Below are 23,636 nucleotides of genomic sequence, written 5' to 3' on the forward strand. Positions count from 1 at the left end.
AACTTCCATCAGCCCTTGAAGCCACTTCCGGCCTGCCGTTGAAGCAACTCCTGCTCGATTTCACCGAAGCGCCTGCGCCCACCTTCGCGAATTTCGCGGCGGGCCGCAATGGCGAGCTGCTGGCCGCGCTCGACGCGGCGGTGAAGGGGCAAAACACCGAGCGTGTGCTCTATGTTTGGGGCGAATCGGGCGCAGGCAAGACCCACCTCCTGCGGGCCTTCGCGGAGGCGACCGCGTCGCGCCATTCGCGCTACGTCCGGGCAGCGGACTTCGATGGAGCCATCGCCCCGGTCCTCGTGCTCGACGACATCGAGCAGCTTCCCGAGGATCACCAGGTGACGCTCTTCAACGCCTTCAACGAGCGCACCTTCGCCTTCCTGCTGGTGTCCGCGCGCTCCGCGCCGCGCGACCTCGCCCTGCGGCGCGACCTCGCCTCGCGCCTTGCCACGGGCCTCACCTATCGCGCGCTTCTCCTCACGGATGCCGAGAAGAGCGCGGCCCTGGCCGCCCACGCAGCCTCGCGCGGCTTCCCGCTCGCCGACGAAGTTCGCTCGTACCTGCTCACGCACGCCCGCCGTGACATGCCTTCTCTCATCGGTGCGCTCGACACGCTCGACCGCTACTCGATCGAAACCGGTCGCCCGATCACCGTGCCGCTGCTGAAAGCGGCCCTCCGGCCCGAGACCGCCGCATGAAGCTCGCCCTGTTCGACCTCGACAACACGCTGCTCGACGGCGACAGCGACCACGCCTGGGCGCAGTTCCTGATCGAGGAGGGCGTGCTTGACGGGCCCGAATACACGACGCGCAACGAGTGGTTCTACGAGCGCTACAAGGACGGCACGCTCGACATCGCGCAGTTCCTCGAATTCCAGCTCGCGCCGATCGCCAATCGGCCCCGCGCGCAACTCGATGCCTGGCACCGCGAGTTCATGCAGCGCAAGATCCGGGGCATGATCCTCCCGGCCGCACCCGCCCTCATCGCGAAGCACGCCAAGGACACGACCGCCATCGTTACCGCCACGAACCGATTCATCACCGCCCCGATCGCCGCCGAGCTCGGCATTCCGAACCTCCTCGCGACCGACATCGAGGAAGTCGATGGCGTCTTCACCGGCAAGCCGCGCGGCACGCCCACGTTCCGCGAAGGCAAGATCAAGCGCGTGGATGAATGGCTCGCCGCCCAGGGCCGCCGACTTTCCGATTACGCGGAGAGCTGGTTCTACAGCGATTCGCTCAACGATCTTCCGCTGCTCGAGCGCGTGACGAACCCGGTCGCGGTCGATCCGGATCCCACGCTGCGCGCCCACGCCGTCAAGCGCGGCTGGCCGGTCATGAGCCTTCGGCCATGATCCGCAAGTTCATCAACAAGATGCTGGGCCGCGAGGCGCGTCCGCAACGCAAGGACGCGAAGCCGGTCATCTACACGAAGGACAAGCACAACATCCGCAAGGAATCGATCAGCCGCTGCGCGCGCCGCACCTGCGAGGACCTGCAGCGCGCGGGCCACGCCGCGTTCGTGGTCGGCGGCGCGGTGCGCGATCTCCTCGTGGGCCGCCTGCCCAAGGACTTCGACGTCGCCACCAGCGCGACGCCGGAGGAAGTGCGCTCCGTGTTCCGGCGCTCGCGCATCATCGGGCGGCGCTTCCAGATCGTGCACGTGCTCTGCGGACAGGAAGTCGTGGAGACTTCGACGTTCCGCGCCGTGCTCACGCGCGAAGCCGGCGACGAAAACACGGACGAGCACGGCCGCATGCTCTCCGACAACGTGTTCGGCACGCAGGCCGAAGACGCCGCGCGCCGCGACTTCACCATGAACGCGCTGTTCTACGACCCGGTGAAGGAAGAGGTCTGGGATTACCACCACGGCATGAAGGACGTGCAGGCCAAGCGCCTCGTCATGATCGGGGATCCCGCGCTGCGCTACCGCGAAGACCCCGTGCGCATGCTGCGGGCCGCGCGCCTGGCCGCGAAGCTCGGCTTCACGATCGACGCGAAGACCGAGGCGCCGATCCACACGCACCGGCACCTGATCAAGAACGTTCCGCAGGCGCGCCTCTTCGAGGAGATCCTGAAGCTGCTCCTCTCGGGCAACGCCGCGGAGTGCGCGCTGCTGTTGCGCAAGCTCGAACTCCACCACGGCTTGCTGCCGCTGCTCGACGCGGCGCTCGACGATCCCGATACCGGTCCGTTCGCGATGGCCGCGTTGCGCGCCACCGACGAGCGCCTCGCCGCCGACAAGCCCGTCTCGCCCGCCTTCCTGCTCGCCGCCCTCCTGTGGGGCCGCGTCGAGAAGAGCCTCAAGCGCCACGAACTAGCCGGCGAGCCGACGATGCCCGCGCTGCATTCCGCGATGCATGAAGCGCTCGACGCGCAGCGCGAGTCGCTTGCGATCCCGCGCCGCTTCGACGCGACGATGAAGGAGCTGTGGCTGCTGCAGCCGCGCTTCCTGCAGCGCGGCGGCCAGCGGCCATTCCGGCTGATCGAGCATCCGCGCTTCCGCGCCGCCTACGATTTCTTCGAGCTGCGTGCGCGTTCCGGAAATGCTCCGCTCGACATCGCGCAGTGGTGGGAACGCTTCCAGGACGTCAACGTCGACCAGCGCGAGCGGATGCTCGTGAGCGAGGAGGCGGGGCCCAAGAAGAAGCGCCGCCGCCGCCGTGGCGGGAAGGGACGCGGCCAGGGCGAAGGGGCGCCCGACACCCAGCCGGAAGGCGACGGTTGAAAGCCATCCGGGCCGTGGTGGCGCTGGGCTCGAATCTCGAGGACCCCGCGGCCCAAGTCCGCACCGCCTTCGACGAGATCGGCTCGATTCCAGGAACGAAAGTGCTCAAGCGTTCCGCACTCTTTCGCACCGCGCCCGTCGGCTTTCTCGATCAAGACCCGTTCATCAACGCCTGCGCACTGGTCGAGACGACGCTCGCGCCCAAGGCCCTGCTCGATGCGCTGCTCGCCATCGAACGCTTGCATGGCCGCGTGCGCGAGATCCCGAACGGTCCGCGCACGCTCGACCTCGACATCGTTCTCTACGGCGGGATCGCGCACCATGAGCACGGCCTGACCATTCCGCATCCGCGCGCCGGCGAACGTGCGTTCGTCCTGGCGCCGCTCGTGGATGTCTGGCCCGACGCGGAAATTCCGGGGCAGGGCCGCGCGGCAGAACTTCTCGGCCGCGTGCGCGACCAGGCGATCGAGAAGCTCGCCGCATGAAGCATCGCTACATCGTCGTCGAGGGGCCGATCGGCTGCGGCAAGACGAGCCTCGCGCACAAGATCGCGCACCACCTCGATGCCTCGCTGCTCCTCGAGGACACGGCCTCGAACCCCTTCCTGCGCCAGTTCTACCAGGACATGCGCCGCCACGCGCTGCCCACGCAGCTCTTCTTCCTGTTCCAGCGCGTCGAGCAGATCGGCAGCCTTCGCCAGCCCGAGCTCTTCGGCGCGAAACCCACGGTCTCTGATTTCACGCTCGCCAAGGACCCGCTCTTCGCGCGCCTCACGCTCAACGACGCCGAATACCAGCTCTACTCGCGCATCTACGACCACGTGAAACCGCAGGTGCCCGTACCCGACCTCGTGATCTACCTCCAGGCCTCGATCGACACGCTGATCGGCCGCGTGAACAAGCGCGGCCTCGCGATGGAGTCGGGCATCTCCGAGGATTACCTGCGGCGCATCTCGGATGCCTACTCGCGCTACTTCTACGACTACGACGAAAGCCCGCTGCTGATCGTCAACAGCGACCGCCTCAATTTCGTCGACGTTCCCGAGCACTTCGACCTGCTCGTCGAGCGCATGAACGCCATTCGCGGCGGCCGCGAATTCTTTAACCGGGCGTAATAAGTGGGGTCAGACTCGACTTAAGTTAGTTCTGTGGATAACTGGAGCCGGACCCAGTTATCCACAGAACTAACTTAAGTCGAGTCTGACCCCACTTATTACGATTTCCTCTAGAATTCGCCTCCCATGCGAAACACCATCTCCCAGCTCCAGGAACGCGCCCGCAACGGCGAGAAGCTCGCGATGCTCACGTGCTACGACGCGAGCTTCGCCGCGCTCTCCGACGCCGCCGGCGTGGACATCCTGCTCATCGGCGATTCCCTGGGCATGGTGATCCAGGGCCACGACTCGACGCTGCCGGTCACCATGGACCAGGTCGAATACCACGTGGCCTGCGTCGCCCGGGGAAGCGAAAAGGCTTTCGTCCTCGCGGACCTTCCCTTCGGCGCCTTCCAGGAATCGAAGGAGCAGGCGTTCCGCAACTCGGCGCGCCTCATGGCCGCGGGTGCCAACATGGTGAAGCTCGAAGGCGGCGCGGTGATGGTCGAGACGACGCGCTTCCTCGTCGATCGCGGCATTCCCGTGTGCGCGCACATCGGCCTCACGCCGCAATCGGTGAATGTCTTCGGCGGCTACAAGGTGCAGGGCAAGACCGACACCTCGGCCGACCAGCTCGTGAAGGACGCGAAGGCGCTCGAAGCCGCCGGCGCGGGAATCGTGCTGATGGAAGCGATGCCCGCCGGTGTGGCCAAGCGAGTGACCGAAGCCGTCAAGGTTCCGACGATCGGCATCGGCGCAGGCATCGATGTTTCCGGCCAGGTGCTCGTGCTGCACGACATGCTCGACATCTATCCGGGGCGCAAGGCGCGCTTCGTGAAGAACTTCATGCTCGGCGCGCCTTCGGTGAAGGCCGCGATCGAGGCCTATGTGAAGGCCGTGAAGGCCAAGACCTTCCCGGGTCCCGAACACTCCTTCTAGTCTCTTGGACGTCCTCCACACCGTCGCGGAATTGCGCGATCGCCTGCGTGGCGAGCGCGCGGTCGTGCTCGTTCCGACGATGGGCGGGCTGCACGAGGGCCACGTCTCGCTCGTGAAGGAAGCGCGCAAGCACGGGGACTGCGTCGTTACTTCCGTATTCGTGAACCGCCTGCAGTTCGAGCCCGGCGGCGACTTCGACCGCTATCCGCGCACGCTCGAAAACGATTGCCGCATGCTCGAGGCCGCCGGATGCGACGTGGTCTTCGCGCCCGACGAGAGGCAGATGTATCCGGAGCCGCAGGAGATGGTCGTGATGCCGCCCAAGGTGGCCGCGACGCTCGAAGGTGAATTCCGCCCGGGGCATTTCCAGGGGGTCGCGACGGTGGTGGCCAAACTCTTCAATATTGTTGCGCCGCACACAGCGATTTTCGGGCTCAAGGACTTCCAGCAATGCCACGTCGTGCGGGCCCTGGAGAAGCAGCTCAACTTCGGAATCCGCATCGTCGGCGCGCCCACGATCCGCGATCCCGACGGCCTCGCGATGTCCTCCCGGAACGCCTATCTCACTCGGGAAGAGCGGGCCCAGGCGGCGGCCCTCCAGCAAAACCTCAGGCGGATCAAGGCCCTGGTGGAAGGCGGCCGGCGCGATTACGACGCGCTGGTACAAGGGGTCGTGAGCGACTTGACCGCGGCCGGGTGGCGCGTGGATTATGTTGCGGTGCGGAATCGATCGGCGCTGGCTGTTCCGGGGCCTGGCGACAAGGATCTCGTGATCCTCGCGGCGGCTTGGCTGGGCAAGACGCGTCTCATCGACAATCTAGAGGCCGATCTCTAAAGAGCCTCGGTAGACTCCGCGTCGCTCGTTCACGGAGAGGGTCCGACATGCAACGCACCATGCTGAAAGCCAAGCTGCATCGCGTCACCTGCACGCACTCGGAGCTGCACTACGAAGGCTCCTGTGCCATCGACCAGGACCTCCTGGACGCCGGCGACATCCGCGAATACCAGCAGATCGACATCTACAACATCGCCAACGGCGAGCGGTTCACGACCTACGCGATCAGCGCGGAGCGCGGTTCGGGAATCATCTCGGTGAATGGCGCGGCGGCACGGCGCGCCGCACCCGGTGACCTGCTCATCATCGCGGCCTACGCCGCGTACGACGAAGCCGAGCTCGCGAACTTCAAGCCCGACCTCGTCTACGTTGACGGCGCGAACCGCATCCAGCGCAAGGGCGACGCGATCCCCGTGCAGATGGCGGCCTAGGCTACGTCCACAGGGTTGCCTTGAACAACGCGAGCGTGCGGCTCCACGAGAGTTTCGCGGCCGCATCGTCGTAACGCGGCGTCGTGTCGTTGTGGAAACCGTGCTGCGTGTTCGGGTAGACGTGCGCCTCGTATTTGACCTTGTTCGCCTTGAGCGCGGCTTCGTACGCAGGCCACATCGCGTTGATGCGTTCGTCGGTGGAGGCGAAGTGGATCATCAACGCCGCCTTGATCTTCGGCACGTCCTCCGCCTTCGCGGCCGCGCCATAGTAGGGAGCGCCCGCGGCGAGGTCCGGAATGCGCACGGCGAGAGTGTTGACCATCCCGCCGCCCCAGCAGAAACCCACCGCGCCCACCTTGCCTTTGAAGTCCGGCCGCAGCTTCACGTAGTCGACCGCCGCGACCATGTCTTCGGTGGTCCTGGCGCCGTCGAGCTTCGCGAACAGCGTGCGCGCCGCGTCCTCGGTGCCTGGGTAGCCCCCCAGCGGCGTGAGCGCATCGGGCGCGAACGCGAGGTAGCCCGCGGCCGCCAGGCGGCGCGCGACATCCTCGATGTACGGGTTGAGACCGCGGTTCTCGTGAATGACGACGACCGCGGGCAGCTTGCCCTGCGCCGCGGCGGGACGCGCGAGATAGCCGCGCATCTTTCCCGACCCGGCCGGAGACAGGTACGACACGTACTCGACCGTGATGCGCGGGTCGTCGGCCTTCACCTGCTGCGCGAGCGCGAAGTTCGGGCTCAGGGCTTCGAGCATCGCCGCGGCGCCGAACCCGCCGACGGCGTACTTCGCCGCGCGATCGAGGAAGTCGCGCCGTGTCACCGCCCCGTGCACGTAGCCGTCGAAAAGCTTCAGGACCTCGGGCGGAAAATCATCAGCCTTCTTGCGTTCCATGGTGGGTCTCCTCAGGTGAACACGGCTAAGATTGGGGAAATGATACAAGCGAGTTTTGCGACATGACGAGTTTCGCGATATGAACAGACCTGTACTGGACGAAAAGGCCAAGGGTGTCTACGTCATTACGGTGACACCCTTCACCGACGAGGGTTCGCTCGATCTCGAGAGCACCGACCGCGTCATCGATTTCTACCTGGAGAAGGGCGCGGATGGACTCACTGTCCTGGGCGTCATGGGCGAAGCGCCCAAGCTCACGGCCGAGGAATCCGCGCAGTACGTGAAGCGCGTGCTCGATCGCGTGAAGGGCCGCATTCCCACGATCGTCGGCGTGTCGTCGCCGGGCTATGCCGCGATGAAGGAGCTCTCCGACCGCGTGATGGATCTCGGTGCGGCCGGCGTGATGGTCGGTCCCGCGGCGACGGTGAGGACCGACGACCAGGCGTATTCGTACTACGAGATGGTTGCCGAAACGCTCGGCGGCAAGACGCCGTTCTGCGTGCAGGATCATCCGCTCGCGTACAGCGTGCAGCTTCCGGCGCCGGTGCTGCTGAAGATCTTCCGCAACATCCCGAGCGCGGTGATGCTCAAGCACGAGGACTATCCGGGCCCGGGCCTCGCGAAGCTCGCGGCGCTGCGCGCGGCCAAGGATGCGCGCCGCATCTCGATCCTCGCAGGCAACGGCGGCGGCCTCTTCCTGCCCGAGGAACTCTCGCGCGGCGCCGACGGCGCCATGACCGGCTTCGGCTATCCGGAGATGATGGTCGGCGTGTGCAAGGCGCACGCGGCCGGCGACATCGAGCGCGCGCACGATCTGTTCGATGCGTACCTCCCGCTCGCGCGCTATGAACAGCAATCGGCCGCGGGGCTCGCGGTGCGCAAGTACATGCTGCAGAAGCGCGGTGCGATCGCCTCGGCCGCGATCCGCAAGCCCGGGCCGAAGCTCTCGCCCGCGGACATCGCCGACATCGATCGCCTCATCGCGCGCCAGGAAAAGCGGTTGCGCGAGCTCGGCTGAGATTCCCACGAAAGAAGAACCATGACGCTCGATCCGAAAGTCGTATCCACGCTGTCGCAGGTCACCACGGCCACGCTCACGACGATCCTGTTGAAGAAAGGCCTGCGCAACGTCTGGATGCGCGGCACGCGGCCGCTCAACCCGGGCCAGCCGCGCCTCGTCGGCCCCGCGTTCACGCTGCGCTTCGTGCCCGCGCGCGAAGACCTCGCGACGCCCGAGTCGTGGTCGAAGCCGATCTCCACGCGCTCGGCGATCGAAGCGATGCCCGAGGGCTGCATCGTCGTCGCCGATGCGATGGGCGTGACCGACGCGGGCATCTTCGGCGACATCCTCTGCGCGCGCATGAAGAAGAAGGGCGTCGCGGGCCTCGTCACCGATGGCGTGCTGCGCGACGTCGCCGGCATTCGCACGACGCACCTGCCGATCTGGTGCCAAGGCGCGGCGGCGCCGCCGTCGGTGGCCGGCCTCACGTTCATCAACTGGAACGAACCCATTGGCTGCGGTGGCGTCGCGGTGTTCCCCGAAGACGTCGTCGTCGTCGATGAAGACGGAGCGGTCGTCGTGCCGAAGGCTTTCGTCGACGACATCGTGGCCGCCGCGCCGGAGCAGGAACGATTGGAGGCCTGGATCATGGCGGAAGTGGAGAAGGGCGCGGCGCTGCCGGGCCTGTATCCGCCCAACGCCGAGAACAAGGCGCGCTACGAGGCCAGCAAGAAATAAATTGAATTGCTGAAATGTTTCGGTCAGGTCGCTGAAACATTGGAACCGTACTGTCGGCGCTTCCCTCCGAACGGCCCAATGAGAAGAGACCATGACCGAGCGCGCCTCGCAGCCTGCTGCCCATCGCCACGACGACGACGTCTTCTGCAACGAATCCGATAACCCGACGTTCGACAGCATCCTGGGGGCGCGCCTTTCGCGCCGCGGCTTGCTCAGGGGCTCCGCCGGCCTCTTTGCCGGCAGCGTGCTCGGCCCCGTGCTGGCGGCCTGCTCCGACGACGATGATCCGGTCGCCGGGTTCAAGTGGAACGCGGTGGCCAAGAGCACGGCCGACGCGCTGACGGTGCCGGCCGGCTACTCCGCGCGCGTGCTCTACCGCCTGGGCGATCCGATCGACGCCGCGACGCCGACCTCCGCGAACAACGGCACGGACACCGGGACCTCGTTCGCCGCACGTGCGGGCGACCACCACGACGGCATGCACTACTTCGGCCTCGGGGCCAGCGGCGCCTACGACGCGACCAACTCGACGCGCGGGCTGCTGGTGATGAACCACGAGAACATCACGCAACTGCTGCTGCACCCGGCCGGCGCGACGACGCCGCGTCCGGCCGACCAGGTCATCAAGGAGATGAACTGCCACGGCGTGAGCGTGGTCGAGGTCACGCGGACCGGCAGCACGTGGACCTACACGCGCGGCGGCAACTACAACCGCCGCATCACCACGAACACCGAGATGATCCTCTCGGGCCCGGCGGGCGGCTCGAACCAGCTGAAGACGAAGTTTTCGACCAACGGCACGCGCACGCGCGGCACGGTCAACAATTGCGCGAACGGCTACACGCCCTGGGGCACGTATCTCACGTGTGAAGAGAACTGGGCGTTCTACTTCAAGCGCGCGGCCGGCGACAACGCCAATCGCAGCGCGGCCGAAGTGACGGCGCTCAACCGCAACGGCATCACGCAGGGCGCGGCCGGCAACTACGGCTGGACCACCGTCACGCCGGGAGATGCCGCCGACACGAATTTCGCCCGCTGGGACGCGACCAAGGTCGGCACGTCGACCGACGGCACCGACGATTTCCGCAACGGGCCCAACACGTTCGGCTGGATCGTCGAGATCGACCCGTTCAACGCGACTTCCGTCCCGAAGAAGCGCACCGCGATGGGCCGCTTCGCACACGAGGGCTGCTTCGTCGCGCCGCCCGTCGTCGGCCAGCCGCTGGTTTTCTACTCGGGTGACGACTCGCGCGGCGAGTACTGCTACAAGTTCGTGTCGACCGCGCTGTGGAGCGCGGCCGACGCCACCGGCGGCATGGCCGCGGGCGACAAGTACCTCGACGCCGGAAAGAACTTCGTCTGCAAGTTCAACGCCGACGGCACCGGCAGCTGGATCGAGCTCACGCTCGGCACGAACGGCATCACCAGCGCGAGCACGGTGTATCCGTTCGCCGATGCGGCCGACGTCCTCATCAACCTGCGGCTCGCCGCGGACGTCGCGGGTGCCACGAAGATGGATCGTCCCGAGTGGTCGGCGATCAATCCGAAGAACGGCGACGTGTATTTCACGATGACCAACAACTCCGTTCGCGGCAGCGTCGCGCAGCCGATGGACGCGGCCAACCCGCGCTACTACACCGACAACCGCGGGACGACCGTGCAGCGCGGCAACAACAACGGCCATATCGTTCGCCTCGCGCCTTCGGGTGGAAACCATGCAGCGACCACTTTCACCTGGGACATCTACCTCTTCGCGGCCCAGGCGACTGCGGACACGGCAGCGAACAACGCCGACTACCAGGCCAACGTGAATCTCTCCGGGCTCGACGACACCAACGACATGTCGAGCGTGGACGGCTGCTGGTTCAGCCAGGCGACGCCGGGCTTGCTGTGGATCCAGACGGACGACGGCGCCTACACGGACGTGACCAACTGCATGATGCTCGCGGCCCTTCCCGGAAACGTGGGCGACGGCGGCGCGGTCACCGTGGCCAACAAGGCCGTGCCGCAGGGCGCGGGCGGTGCAACGGTCGACGTGACGGTCACGACCCGCATGGGCAAGAAGCCGGAGCCCACGCAGCTGCGTCGCTTCCTCGTGGGTCCGAAGGGTTGCGAGATCACCGGCATCGCGGAGACGCCGGACGGCCGCACGATCTTCGTGAACATCCAGCATCCGGGCGAGAACACGACCGCGGCGCAGCTCACGGCGGGCACGCCGGAGAGCGTGTGGCCGGATGGCTCGGGCGCGCGCCCGCGTTCGGCCACGGTCGCGATCACGCGCGACGACGGCGGCAAGATCGCCGTCGACTGAAAAAGGGGACAGTCCCCATTTCGGAAAAGGGGACTGTCCCCTTTTCCGCTGGCGCTACATCTGCCGGAAGAGGTGGGCGTAGGACTCGCTGACCGCGAGCGTCTCGGGGCGCTGCTTGAGGCGAAGCTCCATGTGGCCCCGGAAAGTGCGCGACACGCCGGCGATGTGGTTCACGTTCACGAGCGTTCCGCGGTGGATCTGCCAAAACGTTTCGGGGTCGAGCTGCTCGGCGAGCTCCCTGATCGGCACGCGGATGAGCGATTCGCGATCGGCCGTGGCGACCACCGTGTACTTGTTGTCCGACTGGAAATAGAAGATCTCGTCCATCGTGATGAGGCGCGTCTCGCTGCCCTGGGACGCGGTGATCCAGCGCAGGTACTCGCGCCGGTGGCCTTGCAGCCTGCCGGCAAGCGATTGCAGCAACCCCTCGAGATTCGCCGGCGCCGACTGCTCGCGCTCGCGCAGCCGCCGCACCGTCTCGGCGACCCGGCTCGCGGACAGCGGCTTCATCACGTAGTCGATCGCGCCCTGTTCGAAAGCCGAGACCGCGTACTGGTCGAAGGCCGTGACGAACACGACGTGGCTGCGGCCGCTGGCATGGCGCGCGACCTCGAGCCCCGAAAGGCCGGGCATCTGGATATCGAGGAACAGGACGTCGGGCGCGTGCTCCTCGAGCGCGCGCAGCGCCTCGATCCCGTCGGCCGCTTCCGCGACGACGTCGAGCTCCGGCCACACGCTCGCGAGCGTCTCGCGCAATTGCTCGCGGAGGTTGCCTTCGTCCTCGGCGATGACGGCGCGCGTCATGACGCTTGCGGTTCCACGGGCGGCGGCCGCGCCGCTTCGCGCAGGTCGGCGATCAAGTCATCGAGCATCGCTTCGCCCGCTTCGAGGCTCTCGTCGTAGCGGCCGCGGATGCTGCGCAGCGTGGCCGAGAGCTTGTCGGGATCGACGCGCGCGTGCATCGCGGCGAGGTCGGCTTCGATGCGGCTGCGGCGCGCTTCGAGCTGCGTGGTGCGCACCTTGTGCAGGGCCGCGGCGAGCTCCGCATCGCGGCGGCGGCCGAAGACGAAGATCATCACCAGCCCGCCGACCGTGAACGGCGTGATGAAGGTCGCCGGGAAATCGAAATAGGTGCGCCAGGTGGGAAACGTGCTGCAGAAGGGCAGCTGCACCGTGGCGTAGACCCAGTACATCGTGTTGGGCGAGACCGCGCAGCGCACCTGCACGGCGAGCAGCACGCCCAGCGCGAGTGCGCCCGCCAGGAACCAGCGGCGGTGACGCATGCCGCGCGTGAGCCCGTCGGTCATCGCCACGGCGAGGTACACCGGGAAATAGCTGAGGAGGTTGCGCTGCAGGAGCGACAGCAGGTACTCCGCGTGCTCCGCGAACGTGTGGTCCTTGTCGACGAGCAGCACGCCCGACCACGACCACGCCGACAGGGCCGCGGCGAACAGGAAGAAGGCGGCCACGCCTTTCCAGCTGAACGACTCGAGCATGCGCGACATCATCATCGCGGAATCTCGATCGCGGCGACCACGCCGTGGGGGAAGTTGGGCTCGATCACCAGCCGTGCGCCGGCCCCGAACAACGCGGCGAGGCGGGCGCGCACGTTCGCGAGCCCCATGCCGCTGCCCGCGGCCTGTCGCAATCCCGCACCGGTGTCGCGCACCTCGATGCGCAGGAGCCGGTCGTCGGCGGTGGCGCGGATACCGATGGCCCCGCCTTCGAGCTGCGGGGCGATGCCGTGCTTGATCGCGTTCTCGACGAGCGTGAGCAGCATGAGCGGCGGGAACTTGTGCGACGCGATGTCGGGCGGAACCTCGATCGTGAACTCCAGCCGCTCGCCGATGCGCAGCTGCTGCAGGTCGAGGTACGCCTGCGCGAGCTGCAGCTCCTGCTCGAGCGTCGCCGAACCCTGGCGCACGTGCGGCAGTGCCGCCTGGAGGTAGTCGATGAAACGATCGAGCATCCGGCGGCCGCGCTCGGGATCGCGTCGGTAGAGCCACTTCACGTGCGCGAGGGTGTTGAAGAGGAAGTGCGGCTCGACCTGCGCCTGCAGCGCCTGGAGCTGCGCCTCGGCCGTGCTCGCGCGCAGCTGGTCGCTCGCGAGCTCCGCGCGCGTGAGCTCCGCCGCACTCTCCTCGGAGCGGCGCACCGCGTACCAGGCGGCCGCCGCCAGGCCGAACCAGAGCAGGGGCCCGCGCACGCCGCTCAGCCGATACAGGTAGCCCTTGCCCGGATGCACGCCCATCCCCATCACGACCTCGGTGAGGTAGAGGTTGAAGGCCTGCGCGGCGAGGCAGCCGATGACGAGGGCCAGGACCAGCGACCACGGCGTGGAGAGGCGCGTGCCGAAAGCGGCCCAGACGAGATAGCCCGCGGCCAACAGGAAGAACGGCGTGCAGACCGCGAAGGCGACGTTGCTCGCGACCAGGAGGTAGTCGTTGTAGACGAGCGTGACGACGATCGGGCCCGACACCCCCACCAGCGAAAAGGCGAGCAGGTACGGGATCGCCTTGGTGGCGCTCCCCCCCGGGCGGAGCAAGGATCTGAGGTCCATGTTGGGGGCCAATCTACGCTCCCTTGAGTCCCATCCCACGCGGCCTGCGACGAAACGCGCCCGGGTTGGGATGAAACGGCTCGCCGGCGGCGCGAATCCGGCGGCGGCGAATCAGCTTCCGAGCGCCTTTCCGAGGGCTTTCAGCTCCTGCTCGGAGGGCAGTTGCGGGCGGTCGCGATCCGTCGAGACGAGGCACAGGAATCCGAGGGGTTCGCCCCCGGCGGCGCGGAACTGGTGCCACGTCATGGGAGGAACGCTGACGAGGTCATTCACGACGAGGTCGTGCATGCGATCGCCGATGAGGCAGCGCCCGCGGCCGCGAATGACCATCACGTTGTGGATGTGCTCATGCCGCTCGAGCGTGGTCCAGCCGCCGGCCGCCACTTCGAAGTAGCGCAATTGCACCGGCATGCCGCCGCCGTCGAAAAGCACCTGGCGCGTCACGTCCTTGAAGGGCGCGCTGCCCTCCTGCTTGTACTTGAGGACGTCCACGCCTTCCCAGTGGAAGGTGCCGTCGTGCTTGCGCACGGGCTGGGATGTCGGTTCGTTGGACTCGTCGGGCATGGGCACCTCAATTCGCGCGGACGGCGCCTGCGAACTCGCGGCTGGCATCGGGCAATCGATCGCCCTCGGCAAGGAGGCTCCCGCCGATCAGCAACATGATGTCGCGCCCGTAGAACTCGAGCATCTCGGGCACGCGAGCGAGCGACATGCCGCCACCGGGTACGGGCAGCGTGCCCTTGAGCTCGGCCATCGGCGTGCGCGCGCAATTGGCGATGCCGCGGCAGGTCTGCGGCGAGTACGCGAAGCGGCCACCGTGGTTCGGGAAGATTGTCGCGTCGGCGCCGAGGATGCGAAAGAGCTTCCCAAGCAGCAGCGGTGCGGCGATGCGCTGCGCGCCCGCGAGCGCGGGGTGCGCGAGCACGGGAACGCGAATGTGCTCGCGAACGAGCTCGTGGAAAGTGGCGAGGCCGATCAGCATCGGGGCGACGAGCACCATGCCCACCCCTTCCTCGTGCGCGATGCGGGCTTGTTCGATCAACGCGCTCGGCGGACCGGAGATCGTGGGCGCGTACGCCGTGCGATGGTCCGACTCGCGATTGGCCGCGGCCACCGCGTGCTGCACTGCCTTCACGCGCTCGGCGAAGGGCGAATAGGACTGGTTGGCGATCCCGTGGTCATCCTTCACGACGTCGATGCCCGCGCGCGTGAAGGTACCGGCAAGTTCCGCGAGCGCCATCGGCGAGAGTCCCTGCGGCTTCAACGCGGCGCAGGTGAGGGCGCGGCGCTCGGCGCCCACGAGCTTGCGGATGCCGTCGATGCCGAAGCGCGGGCCGCCGAAGGCTGCGAGCATCGCGTCGGGGAAGTCGAGCTTGAGCAACTCCACGTCCGGTTGCAGCGACGTGTTGCCGAAGGCCATGTTGAGGAGCTGCGAAACCTCGAAACCGGTCGTCTCCACGGCGAGCTTCACGCGGACGCGATGGTGGTCGGGCCCGTCGGCTTCGATCGAATCCACGCGGCCGACGATCTCCTCGAGGATGCGCGGTTCGGCGATCGCTTCCACGGGCATCTCGACACTTTGCTCGACGGCGATCGCGCGTGCGCGCGCTTCGATTCCGGAAGCGGGCGCGGCGACGCGATAGGTGGCGGTGAGCCAGCGGTCGTCGGCCAAGGGTGTGGAGGGCAGGGCGTTCATGGAGTATGAATTGTGACAGGAAAAGTAGAGGGGTCAGATCCCTTAACTTTCGAGAAAGTTAAGGGATCTGACCCCTCTACTTTTCAAGCAGGGCGAGCGACTCCCGATGGAGCGGCTGCCCCCGCTCGATGAATGCGTCGAGGATGGAAAAGTGGTTGAGGCCGGGCAGGATCAGGCTCGTGCGGGTCTGTGGCGACCACGCATCGGCGAAGTCGAGCGACTGGCGCTGGAACTCGGAGGTTTCGGCGCCACCCGCGGCGACGACGAGCGGCGCGGTGATCGTGCGGCGTGCCTCGAGCAGGCTCAGGCGCCGCGCACTGTCGAGGTCGAGGCGAAGATCCTCGTTCGCGCTGTAGTGAAGGAGTGGCTCGAGCTCGAACAGGCCGCTGATGGAAACGCCGCCGACGATGCGCGCCGGATCGAACGCGAGGCGATCGCGCGGCGTGGCGAAGAGTGCCGCGACCTGGTAGCCGCCCGCCGAATGGCCCGAGACCACCACGGGACCTTGCGTGAACTCCTGCGCCATCAGGAGATTCGTCGCCGAGAGGACGTCCTCGGTGATGTCGTCGAGCCCGACCTGCGGGCAAAGGCGGTAGTTCACGTTCGCGACGTTCACGCCCGCCGCGACCCATGAAGGCGCGAGCCACGCGAACATCCGCTTGTCGAGCGCGCGCCAGTAGCCGCCGTGGATGAAGATCAGCGTGCCGCGCGGATTCTTCGCGGGGAAGAGATCGATGCGATGCCGGGGGTCGGGTCCATAGGCGAGATCGAGGCGCGAGGAGAGCGACTTGCGTGCGAACTCGGAGTCGCGCTCCCAGCGCTCGAAGAACTTCGGGTGCTCGGGTACTGCGAGGCGATTGTTGTATTCGCGCTCGACGGTCGCCGGGTCCCAGGCGGGAAAGGAAGGCGGTTGCATGGAGGCATACTAGCGCCCATGACCCGCCCCGGAAACCTGACGATCGAACGTGCGCTGGCGCTGGCGAGGCACAGCGATTCTCCCGATCACTACACGCGCCTCCTCTATTCGCCCGCGCATCGCGCCGCGTCCGCGCAGATCCAGGCGTGGATGCGCGAAGCGGGCATGACGGTGCGCGTCGATTCCGTGGGCAACGTGATCGGCCGCTACGAAGCGGCGACGAAGGGTGCGAAGACGCTGCTCTTCGGCTCGCACTTCGATTCGGTGCGCAACGGCGGCAAGTTCGACGGCAACCTCGGCATCCTCGCGCCGATCGAGTGCGTGGCGGAAATGAACGCGCGCGGCGAACGCGCGGCCGTCGCGGTCGAGATCGCGGCGTTCTCCGACGAGGAAGGCGCGCGCTTTGCGACCGGGTTCCTGTCGAGCAAGTCGCTCGTCGGCCAGTTCGATCGCGCGTGGCTCGACCGATGCGATGCCGCCGGCGTCTCCCTGCGCGACGCGATGCGCGACGCGGGGCTCGATCCGGAGGCGGCCGGAAAGGACGCACTGGATCCCGCGCAGCTCGCGGGCTACGTGGAGCTGCATATCGAACAGGGGCCGGTTCTCCTCGATGCGGGCCTGCCCCTCGGGGTCGTGACCACGATCTCCGCGGGCAATCGCCACACGCTCACGGTGAAGGGCGTCGCCGGACACGCGGGCACGGTGCCGATGAAGATGCGCCACGATGCGCTCACGGCCGCCGCGGAGATGGTGCTGGTGATCGAGAAGCGCGCAGGCGCGGGTGCGCTGGTCGCGACGGTGGGCATCCTTCGCGTCCACGAGGGCTCGAGCAACGTGATTCCGGGCCACGTCGACTTCACCCTCGACATTCGTGCGGGCGACGATGCCACGCGCCGCGCCGCGGAAGACGACATCTTCACGGCGTGCGAGGTGATCGCCAAGCAACGGGGCGTCGTGCTCACGCGCGTGCGCCAAAGCGAGTCGAAGGTCGTGCGCTGCTCGGAGGCCATGCAGCTGCGGATCGCCGAAGCGATCACCGCGGCCGGCGTCGAGGCGCGGCGGCTACCCAGCGGCGCGGGTCACGACGCGATGATGCTCGCCGAGATCTGTGAGACCGGAATGATGTTCGTGCGCTGCGGCGCGGGTGGGGTGAGCCACAACCCGGCGGAGACGGTCAGCGTGGAAGACGCCGGGCTCGCGGTACGTGCGCTTCTGGAATTGATCCGGCGCTTTCCGCCCGCGGCCTGACCTGCGCGAGTGAAGCCGCGCCGCCGATCACCAGGATCGCGGGGCTCGTGATCCCGGAGTCCGCAAGTTCCTGCGGCAACTGGTCGAGCGTGGTGAGCAGCGAGTGCTCATCGCCGCGCGAGGCGCCCTGCACCGCGACGGCGGGCGTGGAGCCCGCGAGGCCCCCGGCGAGGAGCTCGCGCTGGATCGCCGCGCAATTGGCGATTCCCATGTAGATCACCAGCGGCAGGCCCGTTGCGGCGAGCGCGCGCCAATCGGTCTTCGCGCCTTCGCGCTCGTGGCCGGTGACGAGGATCGCGCCGGCGCAGAAATCGCGGTGCGTGAGCGGAACGCCGACGGAGGTGGCAGCGGCGAGGCCCGAGGTGATGCCGTTCACGACATCGCACTCGATCCCCGCCGCCCGTAGCGCCTCCAACTCCTCGCCTCCCCTCCCGAAGATGAACGGGTCTCCGCCCTTCAGGCGCACGACGAGGTTGCCGGCGCGCGCTTCCGAAACCATGAGTCGCTCGATGAATTCCTGCGGTGTGGACTTGCAGCCGCCGCGCTTGCCCACGTGAATGACGCGAGCCCCTGGCGAGGCGAGCGCGAGCACCGCGTCGCTGGCGAGATCGTCCGCGAGGATGACGTCGGCCGCCTGCAGCGCCTTCACCGCCTTCACCGTGAGGAGATCCGGATCGCCCGGACCTGCGCCGACGAGAAGGACCTTGCCCGGTTTCTTCACGCGACCCTCCGTCCGCTGCTGTCGGCTGATGCGCTCGCAGCGACGCGCTCGCGCAGCTCCGGCATGCACGAGCCACAGTTCGTGCCGCATTGCAGTTGCGCCTGCAGCGAGGCGAGGCGCTCGGCGGCACTGCCCGCGCATCCTGCGAGCGCCGTATCGATCGCGGTCGCGGTGACGCCGAAGCACTGGCACACGGTGCGGCCCGCGGAAACGAAACCGCTCGGCGCCTTGGCCGAAGGCATGAGGAGGAAGCGGCGCACGGGGCCTACCGGCTGGCCCGAGGCGAGCCAATCCTTGAGCCACTCGGCGCTGGCAAGCGCTTCCTCGCCACCGGAGAGCCGTGCAGCGACGAGGCGATCATCGGCGACGAGTACGCGACGAGATCCGCCGCGCCGCGCGTCGTCGTAGCGCAGGACGCCCTCGCCGATGAGGCCGAGCAGTGCATCGAGCCGCGTCGCCCAGCCATCCGCAGGTGCGCCCGAATGCGCCGCGCGCACGAGCACGCCGGGGCGATCGCGCCCCATCGGCACGACGCTGAGGAACGTCACGTCCTGCTGCAGTTCACGCAGGCCCTCGAGAACTTCGACGAGCCGCGCGCCATCGATCTCCGCGAAGCCCGCGAGCCGCCACGGCAGGGCAACGGCCTCGACCTTCACGCTCGCGTGCTTGAGCTCGGGCTGTCGTGAGTCGCGATCGAAGGCCGGATTGGTGATCGTGTTCGTGCCCGCGCTGTCCTTGCCGCCGAGGAAGCGCTTGCCCCAGTGCATCGGCAGGTAGACCTGGCCGGAGCGCAGTTCGGGATCGATGGCCGCGAGCACGTGGATCGCCCCGCGGCGCGACTGGATGCGCACCAGCTCGCCATCGGCGAGGCCGCGGCGCGTCATGTCGGTGGCACTCATGCCCAGGCGCGGCTCAGGCACGTGGCCGAAGAGCTGCGCGACGTTGCCGGTGCGGCTCATGCCGTGCCAGTGATCGCGCAGGCGCCCGGTGGTGAGCTGCAGCGGGAAGCGCGCGTCGGCCTTCTCGGCGACGGGGCGATAGGCGCCCGTGAAGAACTTCGCCTTTCCCGTGGGCGTGTGGAAGACGCCGTCGGTATAGAGGCGCACACGGCCCTCGCTCGCGCCTTCGGGAAACGGCCATTGCTGCGGTTCGCGTTCGAGCATCGCGTAGGTGAGGCCGGTGATGTCGAGGTCGCGTCCACGCGTCGCCTCGCGGTGCTCGTTCCACACGGCTTCGGGCGATTCGAACGGAAAGATCGAAGGCTTGCCCGGAGCGAGGCGCGTTTCGAGGCGGCGCGCGAAGTCGACCGCGATCGCCCAGTCGTCGCGGGCCTCGCCCGGCGCGGCCACGGCGGCGCGCACGCGCGTGATGCGGCGCTCCGAATTCGTGACGGTGCCTTCCTTCTCGCCCCAGGTCGTGGCCGGCAGCAGCACGTCGGCGAAAGGCGCGGTCTCGGTGTCGCGGTACGCTTCCTGCAGGACGACGAGCTCCGCGCGCGCGAGGGCTTCGTGGACCTTCGGAAGATTGGGCATCGATTGCGCGGGATTCGTGCACGCGATCCACACCATGCGCACTTCGCCCGAATGCAGCGCGTCGAAGAGCTCGACCGCGGTCTTGCCGGCGCGATCGGGAACGCGATCCACGCCCCAGAGCCTGGCCATCTCCGCGCGGTCGATCGCACTCGTGAGGCTTCGATGCGCGGCGAGCGTGGTCGCAAGCCCGCCGACTTCGCGCCCGCCCATCGCGTTGGGTTGTCCGGTGAGGCTGAACGGTCCCGCGCCGGGACGACCGATCTGTCCCGTGGCCAGATGCAGGTTCACGAGCGCAGCGTTCTTCGCGGTGCCCGACGAGGATTGGTTGAGTCCCTGGCAGTAGAGCGAAAGCGTGGCGGGCGAGGTGGCGAACCACTTGGCTGCGGTGGCGATGTCCTCGGCCTTCACGCCGCACACTTCCGCCGCGACGGCGGGCGTCCATTCGCGCACCGCGACGCGCAACTCGTCGAACCCTTCGACGTGCGCGGCGATGTACTCGCGATCGATGCGCTCGTCCCAGAGCATGAGATGCAGCATCGCGTGGAAGAGCGCCACGTCGGTGCCGGGAAGGATCGGCAAATGCAGATCGGCGAAGCGCGCGGTCTCGGTGCGCCGCGGATCGACCACGATCACCTTGAGCGCGGGATTGCGTTCGCGCGCGGCTTCGATGCGGCGAAAGAGGACCGGATGCGCGTGCGCCGTGTTGGAGCCCGCGATGAACAGGCACTGCGCGTGGTCGAGATCCTCGTAGCTGCACGGCGGCGCATCGACGCCGAGCGTCTGCTGGTAGCCGGTGACCGCCGAGGACATGCACAGGCGGGAATTCGTATCGACGTTCGCGGTGCCGATCAGGCCCTTCGCGAGCTTGTTGAAGACGTAGTAATCCTCGGTGAGCAACTGGCCCGAGATGTAGAACGCGACGGAATCGGGGCCGTGCTCGCGGATGCAGGCGGCGAAGCGGTCGGCGACGTGATCGAGCGTCTCGTCCCAGGTGAAGCGGCCGCGTGGGAGCGCGCGATCGCGGCGCATCTCCGGGTGCGTCGCACGCCCTGCCGACGCGGCCGGACTCGCCGTGAGGTGCAGCGTGGAGCCCTTGGTGCACAGGCGTCCGCGATTGGACGGATGGTCGGCATCGCCGCGCACCGCCGTGATGCGTTCGCCTTCGGAGGTGATCACGACCCCGCAGCCCACGCCGCAATAGCAGCAGGTGCTGCGCGTCTCCTTCACGGGGCCAGCTCGACCATGCCGTCGACGATGCGGACATCGAAGCGCTCGACGCGGCCTTCATCGGGTGCCGTCGCTTCGCCGCTCGCGAGGCTGATGCACCAGTTGTGCAGCGGGCAGGCAACACTTTCGCCGAACACGATGCCTTGCGACAGCGGCCCGCCCTTGTGCGGGCAAGCGTCGGCGAGCGCGAAGACGGAGTCCGATTCAGTGCGGAAGACTGCGATGACTTTCCCATCGTCGCGGCAATAGCGGCGCGCGCCGAGCTTCGGGATGTCCTCGAGCTTGGCGACAGGGATGAAGCGGCGGGCGGATCCGTCCAAGCTCATGCTCCCAGCGGCTCGAACTGGCGAAGATCCACGCCGGCCTTCTGCGGCTCGTGCCAGGGATCGGGTTCGCCATCGAGCGCGAACTGCAGGCGTTCCCACAGCGCCTTGCGATTGGCGGCGTCCTCGACGACCTTCTTCTTCGCGTGATCGAGCCCCACGCGCGCGATGTAGTGGACGGTGCGCTCGAGATACCAACCTTCCTCGCGATAGAGCTGCAGGAAGGCGCCGGAGTACTCGAGCACTTCGTCGTGCGTCTTCACCTTGCAGAAGAACTGCGCGACCTCGGTCTTGATGCCGCCGTTGCCCGCGACGTAGATCTCCCAGCCCGACTCCACGCCGATCACGCCCACGTCCTTGATGCCGGATTCGGCGCAGTTGCGCGGGCAGCCGGAAACCGCGAGCTTCACCTTGTGCGGCGCGTACATGCGCCAGAGCGCGCGTTCGAGTTCCTGGCCCATCTTGGTGGAGTCCTGCGTGCCGAAGCGGCACCACTCGGAGCCCACGCAGGTCTTCACCGTGCGAAGTGCCTTCGCGTAGGCGTGGCCCGAGGGCATATCGAGGTCCTTCCAGACGGCCTGCAGGTCTTCCTTCTTCACGCCGAGCAGATCGAGGCGCTGGCCGCCCGTCACCTTCACCGTCGGAATGTTGTACTTCTCGACCACGTTGGCGATGCGGCGCAGCTCGGAAGCATTCGTCTCGCCGCCCCACATGCGCGGCACGACCGAGTACGTTCCGTCCTTCTGGATGTTCGCGTGGGAGCGCTCGTTGATGAAGCGCGACTGCGGGTCGTCCTTCGCCTCGCGCGGCCACGTGGACAGCAAGTAGTAGTTGAGCGCGGGGCGGCACGAGGCGCAGCCGTTGGGCGTGCGCCATTCCATGTGCGCGTGCACCGCCGGGATCGTGAGGAGGTGGTTGTCGCGAATCGCATCGCGCACGTCCTGGTGCGTGCGGTCGGTGCAGCCGCACATCGCCTTCTTCTTGGGCGCGGTGGAGTAGTCGCCACCCGCGGTGAACATGAGGATCTGCTCAACGAGTCCCGTGCACGAGCCGCAGGAACCGGAAGCCTTGGTGTGCTTGCGCACATCCTCGAGCGTGAACAGGCCCTTGTCCTTGATCGCCTTCACGATCGTGCCCTTGCACACGCCGTTGCAGCCGCAGACCTCGGCGGAATCCGCCATCGAAGCCGCGCGCGCCTGGCCTTGGTGGCCGGTATCGCCGAGGTTGGATTCGCCGAACATGAGGCGGTCGCGGATCGGACCCACGCTCGTGCCGTCGCGCAGAAGCTTGAAATACCACGCGCCATCGACGGTATCGCCATAGAGCACGGCGCCGGCGAGCTTGTCGTCCTTGATGACGAGGCGCTTGTAGATGCCCGCGCCCGGATCGGCGAGCACGATGTCCTCGGTGCCTTCGCCGCCGGAGAAATCACCCGCGGAGAAGAGATCGACGCCCGTGACCTTGAGTTTCGTGGACACGCGGCTGCCGGGATAGCGGCCGATGCCCATCTGGGCAAGGTGATTCGCGCAGACCTTCGCCATCTCGAAGAGCGGGGCGACCAGGCCATAGGCCGTGCCGCGGTGGCTCACGCACTCGCCCACGGCGTAGATGCGCGGATCGAACGTCTGCAGCGTGTCGTTCACGACGATGCCGCGGCTGCAATGCAGGCCCGCGGATTCCGCGAGCTTCGTATTGGGGCGGATGCCCACCGCCATCACGACGAGCTGGGCCGGGAGTTCGGTGCCGTCCTTCAGGCGTACGCCGCGAACGTGGCCGTCGTCGCCGGCGAGGATGGATTCGGTTTGCGCCGAGAGCCGGAACGCGAGTCCTTTCGCTTCCAGGCTCTTTTGCAGCATGTCGGCCGCGCTCTTGTCGAGCTGGCGCTCCATGAGCCAGGGCATGAGGTGCACGACCGTGACCTTCATGCCGCGGAGTGCCAGCCCGTTCGCGGCTTCGAGTCCGAGCAGGCCGCCACCGATCACGACCGCTTCGCGGTGCTTGCCCGTGGCTTCGATCATCCGCTCGGTGTCGTGGATGTCGCGGTAGGTGAGCGTGCCGGGCAGGTTGTTGCCCGGGATCGGCAGGATGAAGGGATCTGAGCCGGTGGCGATGAGCAGGCGGTCGTACGGCTCGCGCGTGCCGTCCGTGGCTTCGACGACGCGCGCGATGCGGTCGATGCGATTGACCGTCTTCCCGAGATGCAGGTTGATGCCGTTCGCGCGATACCACTCGAGGTCGTTGAGGATGATGTCCTCGAGCTTCTGTTCGCCCGCGAGCACCGGTGAAAGCAGGATGCGGTTGTAGTTCGGGTGCGGCTCCGCGCCGAACACGGTGATGTCGTAGAGATCGGGCGAAAGCTTGAGCAGCTCCTCGAGCACGCGCACACCGGCCATGCCGTTGCCGACGACGACCAGTTTCATGCGCGTGCCCGCGTTCTTGCCGCCGTCCAT

23 protein-coding genes are annotated in these 23,636 nt (G+C 67.5%); 12 read left to right on the top strand and 11 right to left on the bottom strand.

All coding sequences use genetic code 11. From position 1 onward, the window contains the following. Positions 1 to 38 precede the first annotated feature (38 nt). The 8 genes from hda to panD all read left to right on the top strand — a co-directional run bounded on the left by hda (position 39) and on the right by panD (position 6,022). Positions 39 to 695, top strand: coding sequence for a DnaA regulatory inactivator Hda (gene hda, locus DSM104440_RS04205; RefSeq protein WP_171160816.1), 657 nt, complete (start codon positions 39 to 41; stop codon positions 693 to 695). After that, complete coding sequence (locus tag DSM104440_RS04210; RefSeq protein ID WP_171160817.1) at positions 692 to 1,351, top strand: histidinol-phosphatase; 660 nt, start codon at positions 692 to 694, stop codon at positions 1,349 to 1,351. The genes hda and DSM104440_RS04210 overlap by 4 nt, the downstream gene beginning before the upstream one ends. Then, the gene (gene pcnB / locus DSM104440_RS04215; RefSeq protein ID WP_171160818.1) at positions 1,348 to 2,724 is read left to right on the top strand and encodes a polynucleotide adenylyltransferase PcnB; all 1,377 of its coding nucleotides are present in this window, start codon (positions 1,348 to 1,350) and stop codon (positions 2,722 to 2,724) included. Before DSM104440_RS04210 ends, pcnB begins: the two co-directional genes overlap by 4 nt. After that, positions 2,721 to 3,209 carry a 2-amino-4-hydroxy-6-hydroxymethyldihydropteridine diphosphokinase gene (folK, locus tag DSM104440_RS04220; protein WP_171160819.1) on the top strand — a complete coding sequence of 163 codons (489 nt, stop codon included), beginning with the start codon at positions 2,721 to 2,723 and terminating at the stop codon, positions 3,207 to 3,209. Before pcnB ends, folK begins: the two co-directional genes overlap by 4 nt. Beyond that, on the top strand, positions 3,206 to 3,838 hold the full coding sequence (locus tag DSM104440_RS04225; RefSeq protein ID WP_171160820.1) for a deoxynucleoside kinase: 633 nt from the start codon (positions 3,206 to 3,208) through the stop codon (positions 3,836 to 3,838). The genes folK and DSM104440_RS04225 overlap by 4 nt, the downstream gene beginning before the upstream one ends. A 126-nt stretch (positions 3,839 to 3,964) precedes the next feature. After that, complete coding sequence (gene panB, locus DSM104440_RS04230) at positions 3,965 to 4,756, top strand: 3-methyl-2-oxobutanoate hydroxymethyltransferase (protein ID WP_171160821.1); 792 nt, start codon at positions 3,965 to 3,967, stop codon at positions 4,754 to 4,756. A 4-nt stretch (positions 4,757 to 4,760) separates the two neighbouring features. Next, on the top strand, positions 4,761 to 5,591 hold the full coding sequence (panC, locus tag DSM104440_RS04235; RefSeq protein WP_171160822.1) for a pantoate--beta-alanine ligase: 831 nt from the start codon (positions 4,761 to 4,763) through the stop codon (positions 5,589 to 5,591). A 47-nt stretch (positions 5,592 to 5,638) separates the two neighbouring features. Continuing rightward, the gene (gene panD, locus DSM104440_RS04240; protein ID WP_171160823.1) at positions 5,639 to 6,022 is read left to right on the top strand and encodes an aspartate 1-decarboxylase; all 384 of its coding nucleotides are present in this window, start codon (positions 5,639 to 5,641) and stop codon (positions 6,020 to 6,022) included. 1 nt (position 6,023) lies between these two features. Here panD and DSM104440_RS04245 read toward each other — a convergent pair whose 3' ends face one another. Continuing rightward, positions 6,024 to 6,914, bottom strand: a complete 891-nt coding sequence (locus DSM104440_RS04245; protein WP_171160824.1) for a dienelactone hydrolase family protein — start codon at positions 6,912 to 6,914, stop codon at positions 6,024 to 6,026. A 79-nt stretch (positions 6,915 to 6,993) separates the two neighbouring features. Here DSM104440_RS04245 and DSM104440_RS04250 point away from each other — a divergent pair, with 79 nt between their 5' ends. From DSM104440_RS04250 to DSM104440_RS04260, 3 genes are all read left to right on the top strand, one after another. After that, positions 6,994 to 7,932, top strand: a complete 939-nt coding sequence (locus tag DSM104440_RS04250) for a dihydrodipicolinate synthase family protein (RefSeq protein ID WP_171160825.1) — start codon at positions 6,994 to 6,996, stop codon at positions 7,930 to 7,932. Positions 7,933 to 7,953: 21 nt separating this feature from the next. Further along, complete coding sequence (locus DSM104440_RS04255) at positions 7,954 to 8,652, top strand: ribonuclease activity regulator RraA (RefSeq protein ID WP_171160826.1); 699 nt, start codon at positions 7,954 to 7,956, stop codon at positions 8,650 to 8,652. Between the two features lie 91 nt (positions 8,653 to 8,743). Then, positions 8,744 to 10,963 (top strand): PhoX family protein, encoded by a 2,220-nt coding sequence (locus DSM104440_RS04260; protein ID WP_171160827.1) that lies wholly within the window; start codon positions 8,744 to 8,746, stop codon positions 10,961 to 10,963. Positions 10,964 to 11,017: 54 nt separating this feature from the next. Here the strand turns inward: DSM104440_RS04260 and DSM104440_RS04265 are convergent, their stop codons facing one another. The 6 genes from DSM104440_RS04265 to DSM104440_RS04290 form a co-directional block, all read right to left on the bottom strand. Then, on the bottom strand, positions 11,018 to 11,767 hold the full coding sequence (locus DSM104440_RS04265) for a LytR/AlgR family response regulator transcription factor (protein ID WP_171160828.1): 750 nt from the start codon (positions 11,765 to 11,767) through the stop codon (positions 11,018 to 11,020). Continuing rightward, positions 11,764 to 12,474: a hypothetical protein gene (locus tag DSM104440_RS04270; RefSeq protein WP_171160829.1), complete on the bottom strand. Its 711-nt coding sequence runs from the start codon at positions 12,472 to 12,474 to the stop codon at positions 11,764 to 11,766. Before DSM104440_RS04270 ends, DSM104440_RS04265 begins: the two co-directional genes overlap by 4 nt. Then, complete coding sequence (locus tag DSM104440_RS04275; RefSeq protein WP_212758200.1) at positions 12,471 to 13,508, bottom strand: sensor histidine kinase; 1,038 nt, start codon at positions 13,506 to 13,508, stop codon at positions 12,471 to 12,473. The genes DSM104440_RS04270 and DSM104440_RS04275 overlap by 4 nt, the downstream gene beginning before the upstream one ends. Before the next feature lie 126 nt (positions 13,509 to 13,634). Then, the gene (locus tag DSM104440_RS04280) at positions 13,635 to 14,087 is read right to left on the bottom strand and encodes a cupin domain-containing protein (protein ID WP_171160831.1); all 453 of its coding nucleotides are present in this window, start codon (positions 14,085 to 14,087) and stop codon (positions 13,635 to 13,637) included. 7 nt (positions 14,088 to 14,094) lie between these two features. Next, positions 14,095 to 15,219 carry a RuBisCO large subunit C-terminal-like domain-containing protein gene (locus DSM104440_RS04285; RefSeq protein ID WP_171160832.1) on the bottom strand — a complete coding sequence of 375 codons (1,125 nt, stop codon included), beginning with the start codon at positions 15,217 to 15,219 and terminating at the stop codon, positions 14,095 to 14,097. Between the two features lie 76 nt (positions 15,220 to 15,295). Next, the gene (locus DSM104440_RS04290) at positions 15,296 to 16,135 is read right to left on the bottom strand and encodes an alpha/beta hydrolase (protein WP_171160833.1); all 840 of its coding nucleotides are present in this window, start codon (positions 16,133 to 16,135) and stop codon (positions 15,296 to 15,298) included. Positions 16,136 to 16,153: 18 nt separating this feature from the next. On the opposite strand from DSM104440_RS04290, the gene DSM104440_RS04295 reads away from it, so the two are divergent. Continuing rightward, positions 16,154 to 17,383 carry an allantoate amidohydrolase gene (locus DSM104440_RS04295; RefSeq protein WP_171160834.1) on the top strand — a complete coding sequence of 410 codons (1,230 nt, stop codon included), beginning with the start codon at positions 16,154 to 16,156 and terminating at the stop codon, positions 17,381 to 17,383. Here the strand turns inward: DSM104440_RS04295 and cobA are convergent. From cobA to nirB, 4 genes are read right to left on the bottom strand one after another with little or no spacing between them, the layout of a single operon-like run. Beyond that, complete coding sequence (gene cobA, locus DSM104440_RS04300) at positions 17,310 to 18,104, bottom strand: uroporphyrinogen-III C-methyltransferase (protein ID WP_246212092.1); 795 nt, start codon at positions 18,102 to 18,104, stop codon at positions 17,310 to 17,312. The two genes, DSM104440_RS04295 and cobA, sit on opposite strands and share 74 nt — an antisense overlap. Beyond that, the gene (locus DSM104440_RS04305) at positions 18,101 to 20,863 is read right to left on the bottom strand and encodes a nitrate reductase (protein WP_171160836.1); all 2,763 of its coding nucleotides are present in this window, start codon (positions 20,861 to 20,863) and stop codon (positions 18,101 to 18,103) included. Before DSM104440_RS04305 ends, cobA begins: the two co-directional genes overlap by 4 nt. Further along, positions 20,860 to 21,189 carry a nitrite reductase small subunit NirD gene (nirD, locus tag DSM104440_RS04310; protein WP_171160837.1) on the bottom strand — a complete coding sequence of 110 codons (330 nt, stop codon included), beginning with the start codon at positions 21,187 to 21,189 and terminating at the stop codon, positions 20,860 to 20,862. Before nirD ends, DSM104440_RS04305 begins: the two co-directional genes overlap by 4 nt. Continuing rightward, positions 21,186 to 23,636: a nitrite reductase large subunit NirB gene (gene nirB, locus DSM104440_RS04315; protein ID WP_246212093.1), complete on the bottom strand. Its 2,451-nt coding sequence runs from the start codon at positions 23,634 to 23,636 to the stop codon at positions 21,186 to 21,188. The genes nirD and nirB overlap by 4 nt, the downstream gene beginning before the upstream one ends.

Source organism: Usitatibacter palustris, assembly GCF_013003985.1.
Lineage (GTDB): Bacteria > Pseudomonadota > Gammaproteobacteria > Burkholderiales > Usitatibacteraceae > Usitatibacter > Usitatibacter palustris.

What these genes read in the sequence shown, in the direction of transcription:
- DSM104440_RS04210 (WP_171160817.1), top strand. Translation starts at nt 692, where the DNA reads ATGAAGCTCGCCCTGTTCGACCTCGACAACACGCTGCTCGACGGCGAC.
- pcnB (WP_171160818.1), top strand. Translation starts at nt 1,348, where the DNA reads ATGATCCGCAAGTTCATCAACAAGATGCTGGGCCGCGAGGCGCGTCCG.
- DSM104440_RS04225 (WP_171160820.1), top strand. Translation starts at nt 3,206, where the DNA reads ATGAAGCATCGCTACATCGTCGTCGAGGGGCCGATCGGCTGCGGCAAG.
- panB (WP_171160821.1), top strand. Translation starts at nt 3,965, where the DNA reads ATGCGAAACACCATCTCCCAGCTCCAGGAACGCGCCCGCAACGGCGAG.
- panD (WP_171160823.1), top strand. Translation starts at nt 5,639, where the DNA reads ATGCAACGCACCATGCTGAAAGCCAAGCTGCATCGCGTCACCTGCACG.
- DSM104440_RS04245 (WP_171160824.1), bottom strand. Translation starts at nt 6,914, where the DNA reads ATGGAACGCAAGAAGGCTGATGATTTTCCGCCCGAGGTCCTGAAGCTT.
- DSM104440_RS04250 (WP_171160825.1), top strand. Translation starts at nt 6,994, where the DNA reads ATGAACAGACCTGTACTGGACGAAAAGGCCAAGGGTGTCTACGTCATT.
- DSM104440_RS04255 (WP_171160826.1), top strand. Translation starts at nt 7,954, where the DNA reads ATGACGCTCGATCCGAAAGTCGTATCCACGCTGTCGCAGGTCACCACG.
- DSM104440_RS04260 (WP_171160827.1), top strand. Translation starts at nt 8,744, where the DNA reads ATGACCGAGCGCGCCTCGCAGCCTGCTGCCCATCGCCACGACGACGAC.
- DSM104440_RS04265 (WP_171160828.1), bottom strand. Translation starts at nt 11,767, where the DNA reads ATGACGCGCGCCGTCATCGCCGAGGACGAAGGCAACCTCCGCGAGCAA.
- DSM104440_RS04270 (WP_171160829.1), bottom strand. Translation starts at nt 12,474, where the DNA reads ATGATGATGTCGCGCATGCTCGAGTCGTTCAGCTGGAAAGGCGTGGCC.
- DSM104440_RS04280 (WP_171160831.1), bottom strand. Translation starts at nt 14,087, where the DNA reads ATGCCCGACGAGTCCAACGAACCGACATCCCAGCCCGTGCGCAAGCAC.
- DSM104440_RS04285 (WP_171160832.1), bottom strand. Translation starts at nt 15,219, where the DNA reads ATGAACGCCCTGCCCTCCACACCCTTGGCCGACGACCGCTGGCTCACC.
- DSM104440_RS04290 (WP_171160833.1), bottom strand. Translation starts at nt 16,135, where the DNA reads ATGCAACCGCCTTCCTTTCCCGCCTGGGACCCGGCGACCGTCGAGCGC.
- DSM104440_RS04295 (WP_171160834.1), top strand. Translation starts at nt 16,154, where the DNA reads ATGACCCGCCCCGGAAACCTGACGATCGAACGTGCGCTGGCGCTGGCG.
- nirD (WP_171160837.1), bottom strand. Translation starts at nt 21,189, where the DNA reads ATGAGCTTGGACGGATCCGCCCGCCGCTTCATCCCTGTCGCCAAGCTC.
- nirB (WP_246212093.1), bottom strand. Translation starts at nt 23,636, where the DNA reads ATGGACGGCGGCAAGAACGCGGGCACGCGCATGAAACTGGTCGTCGTC.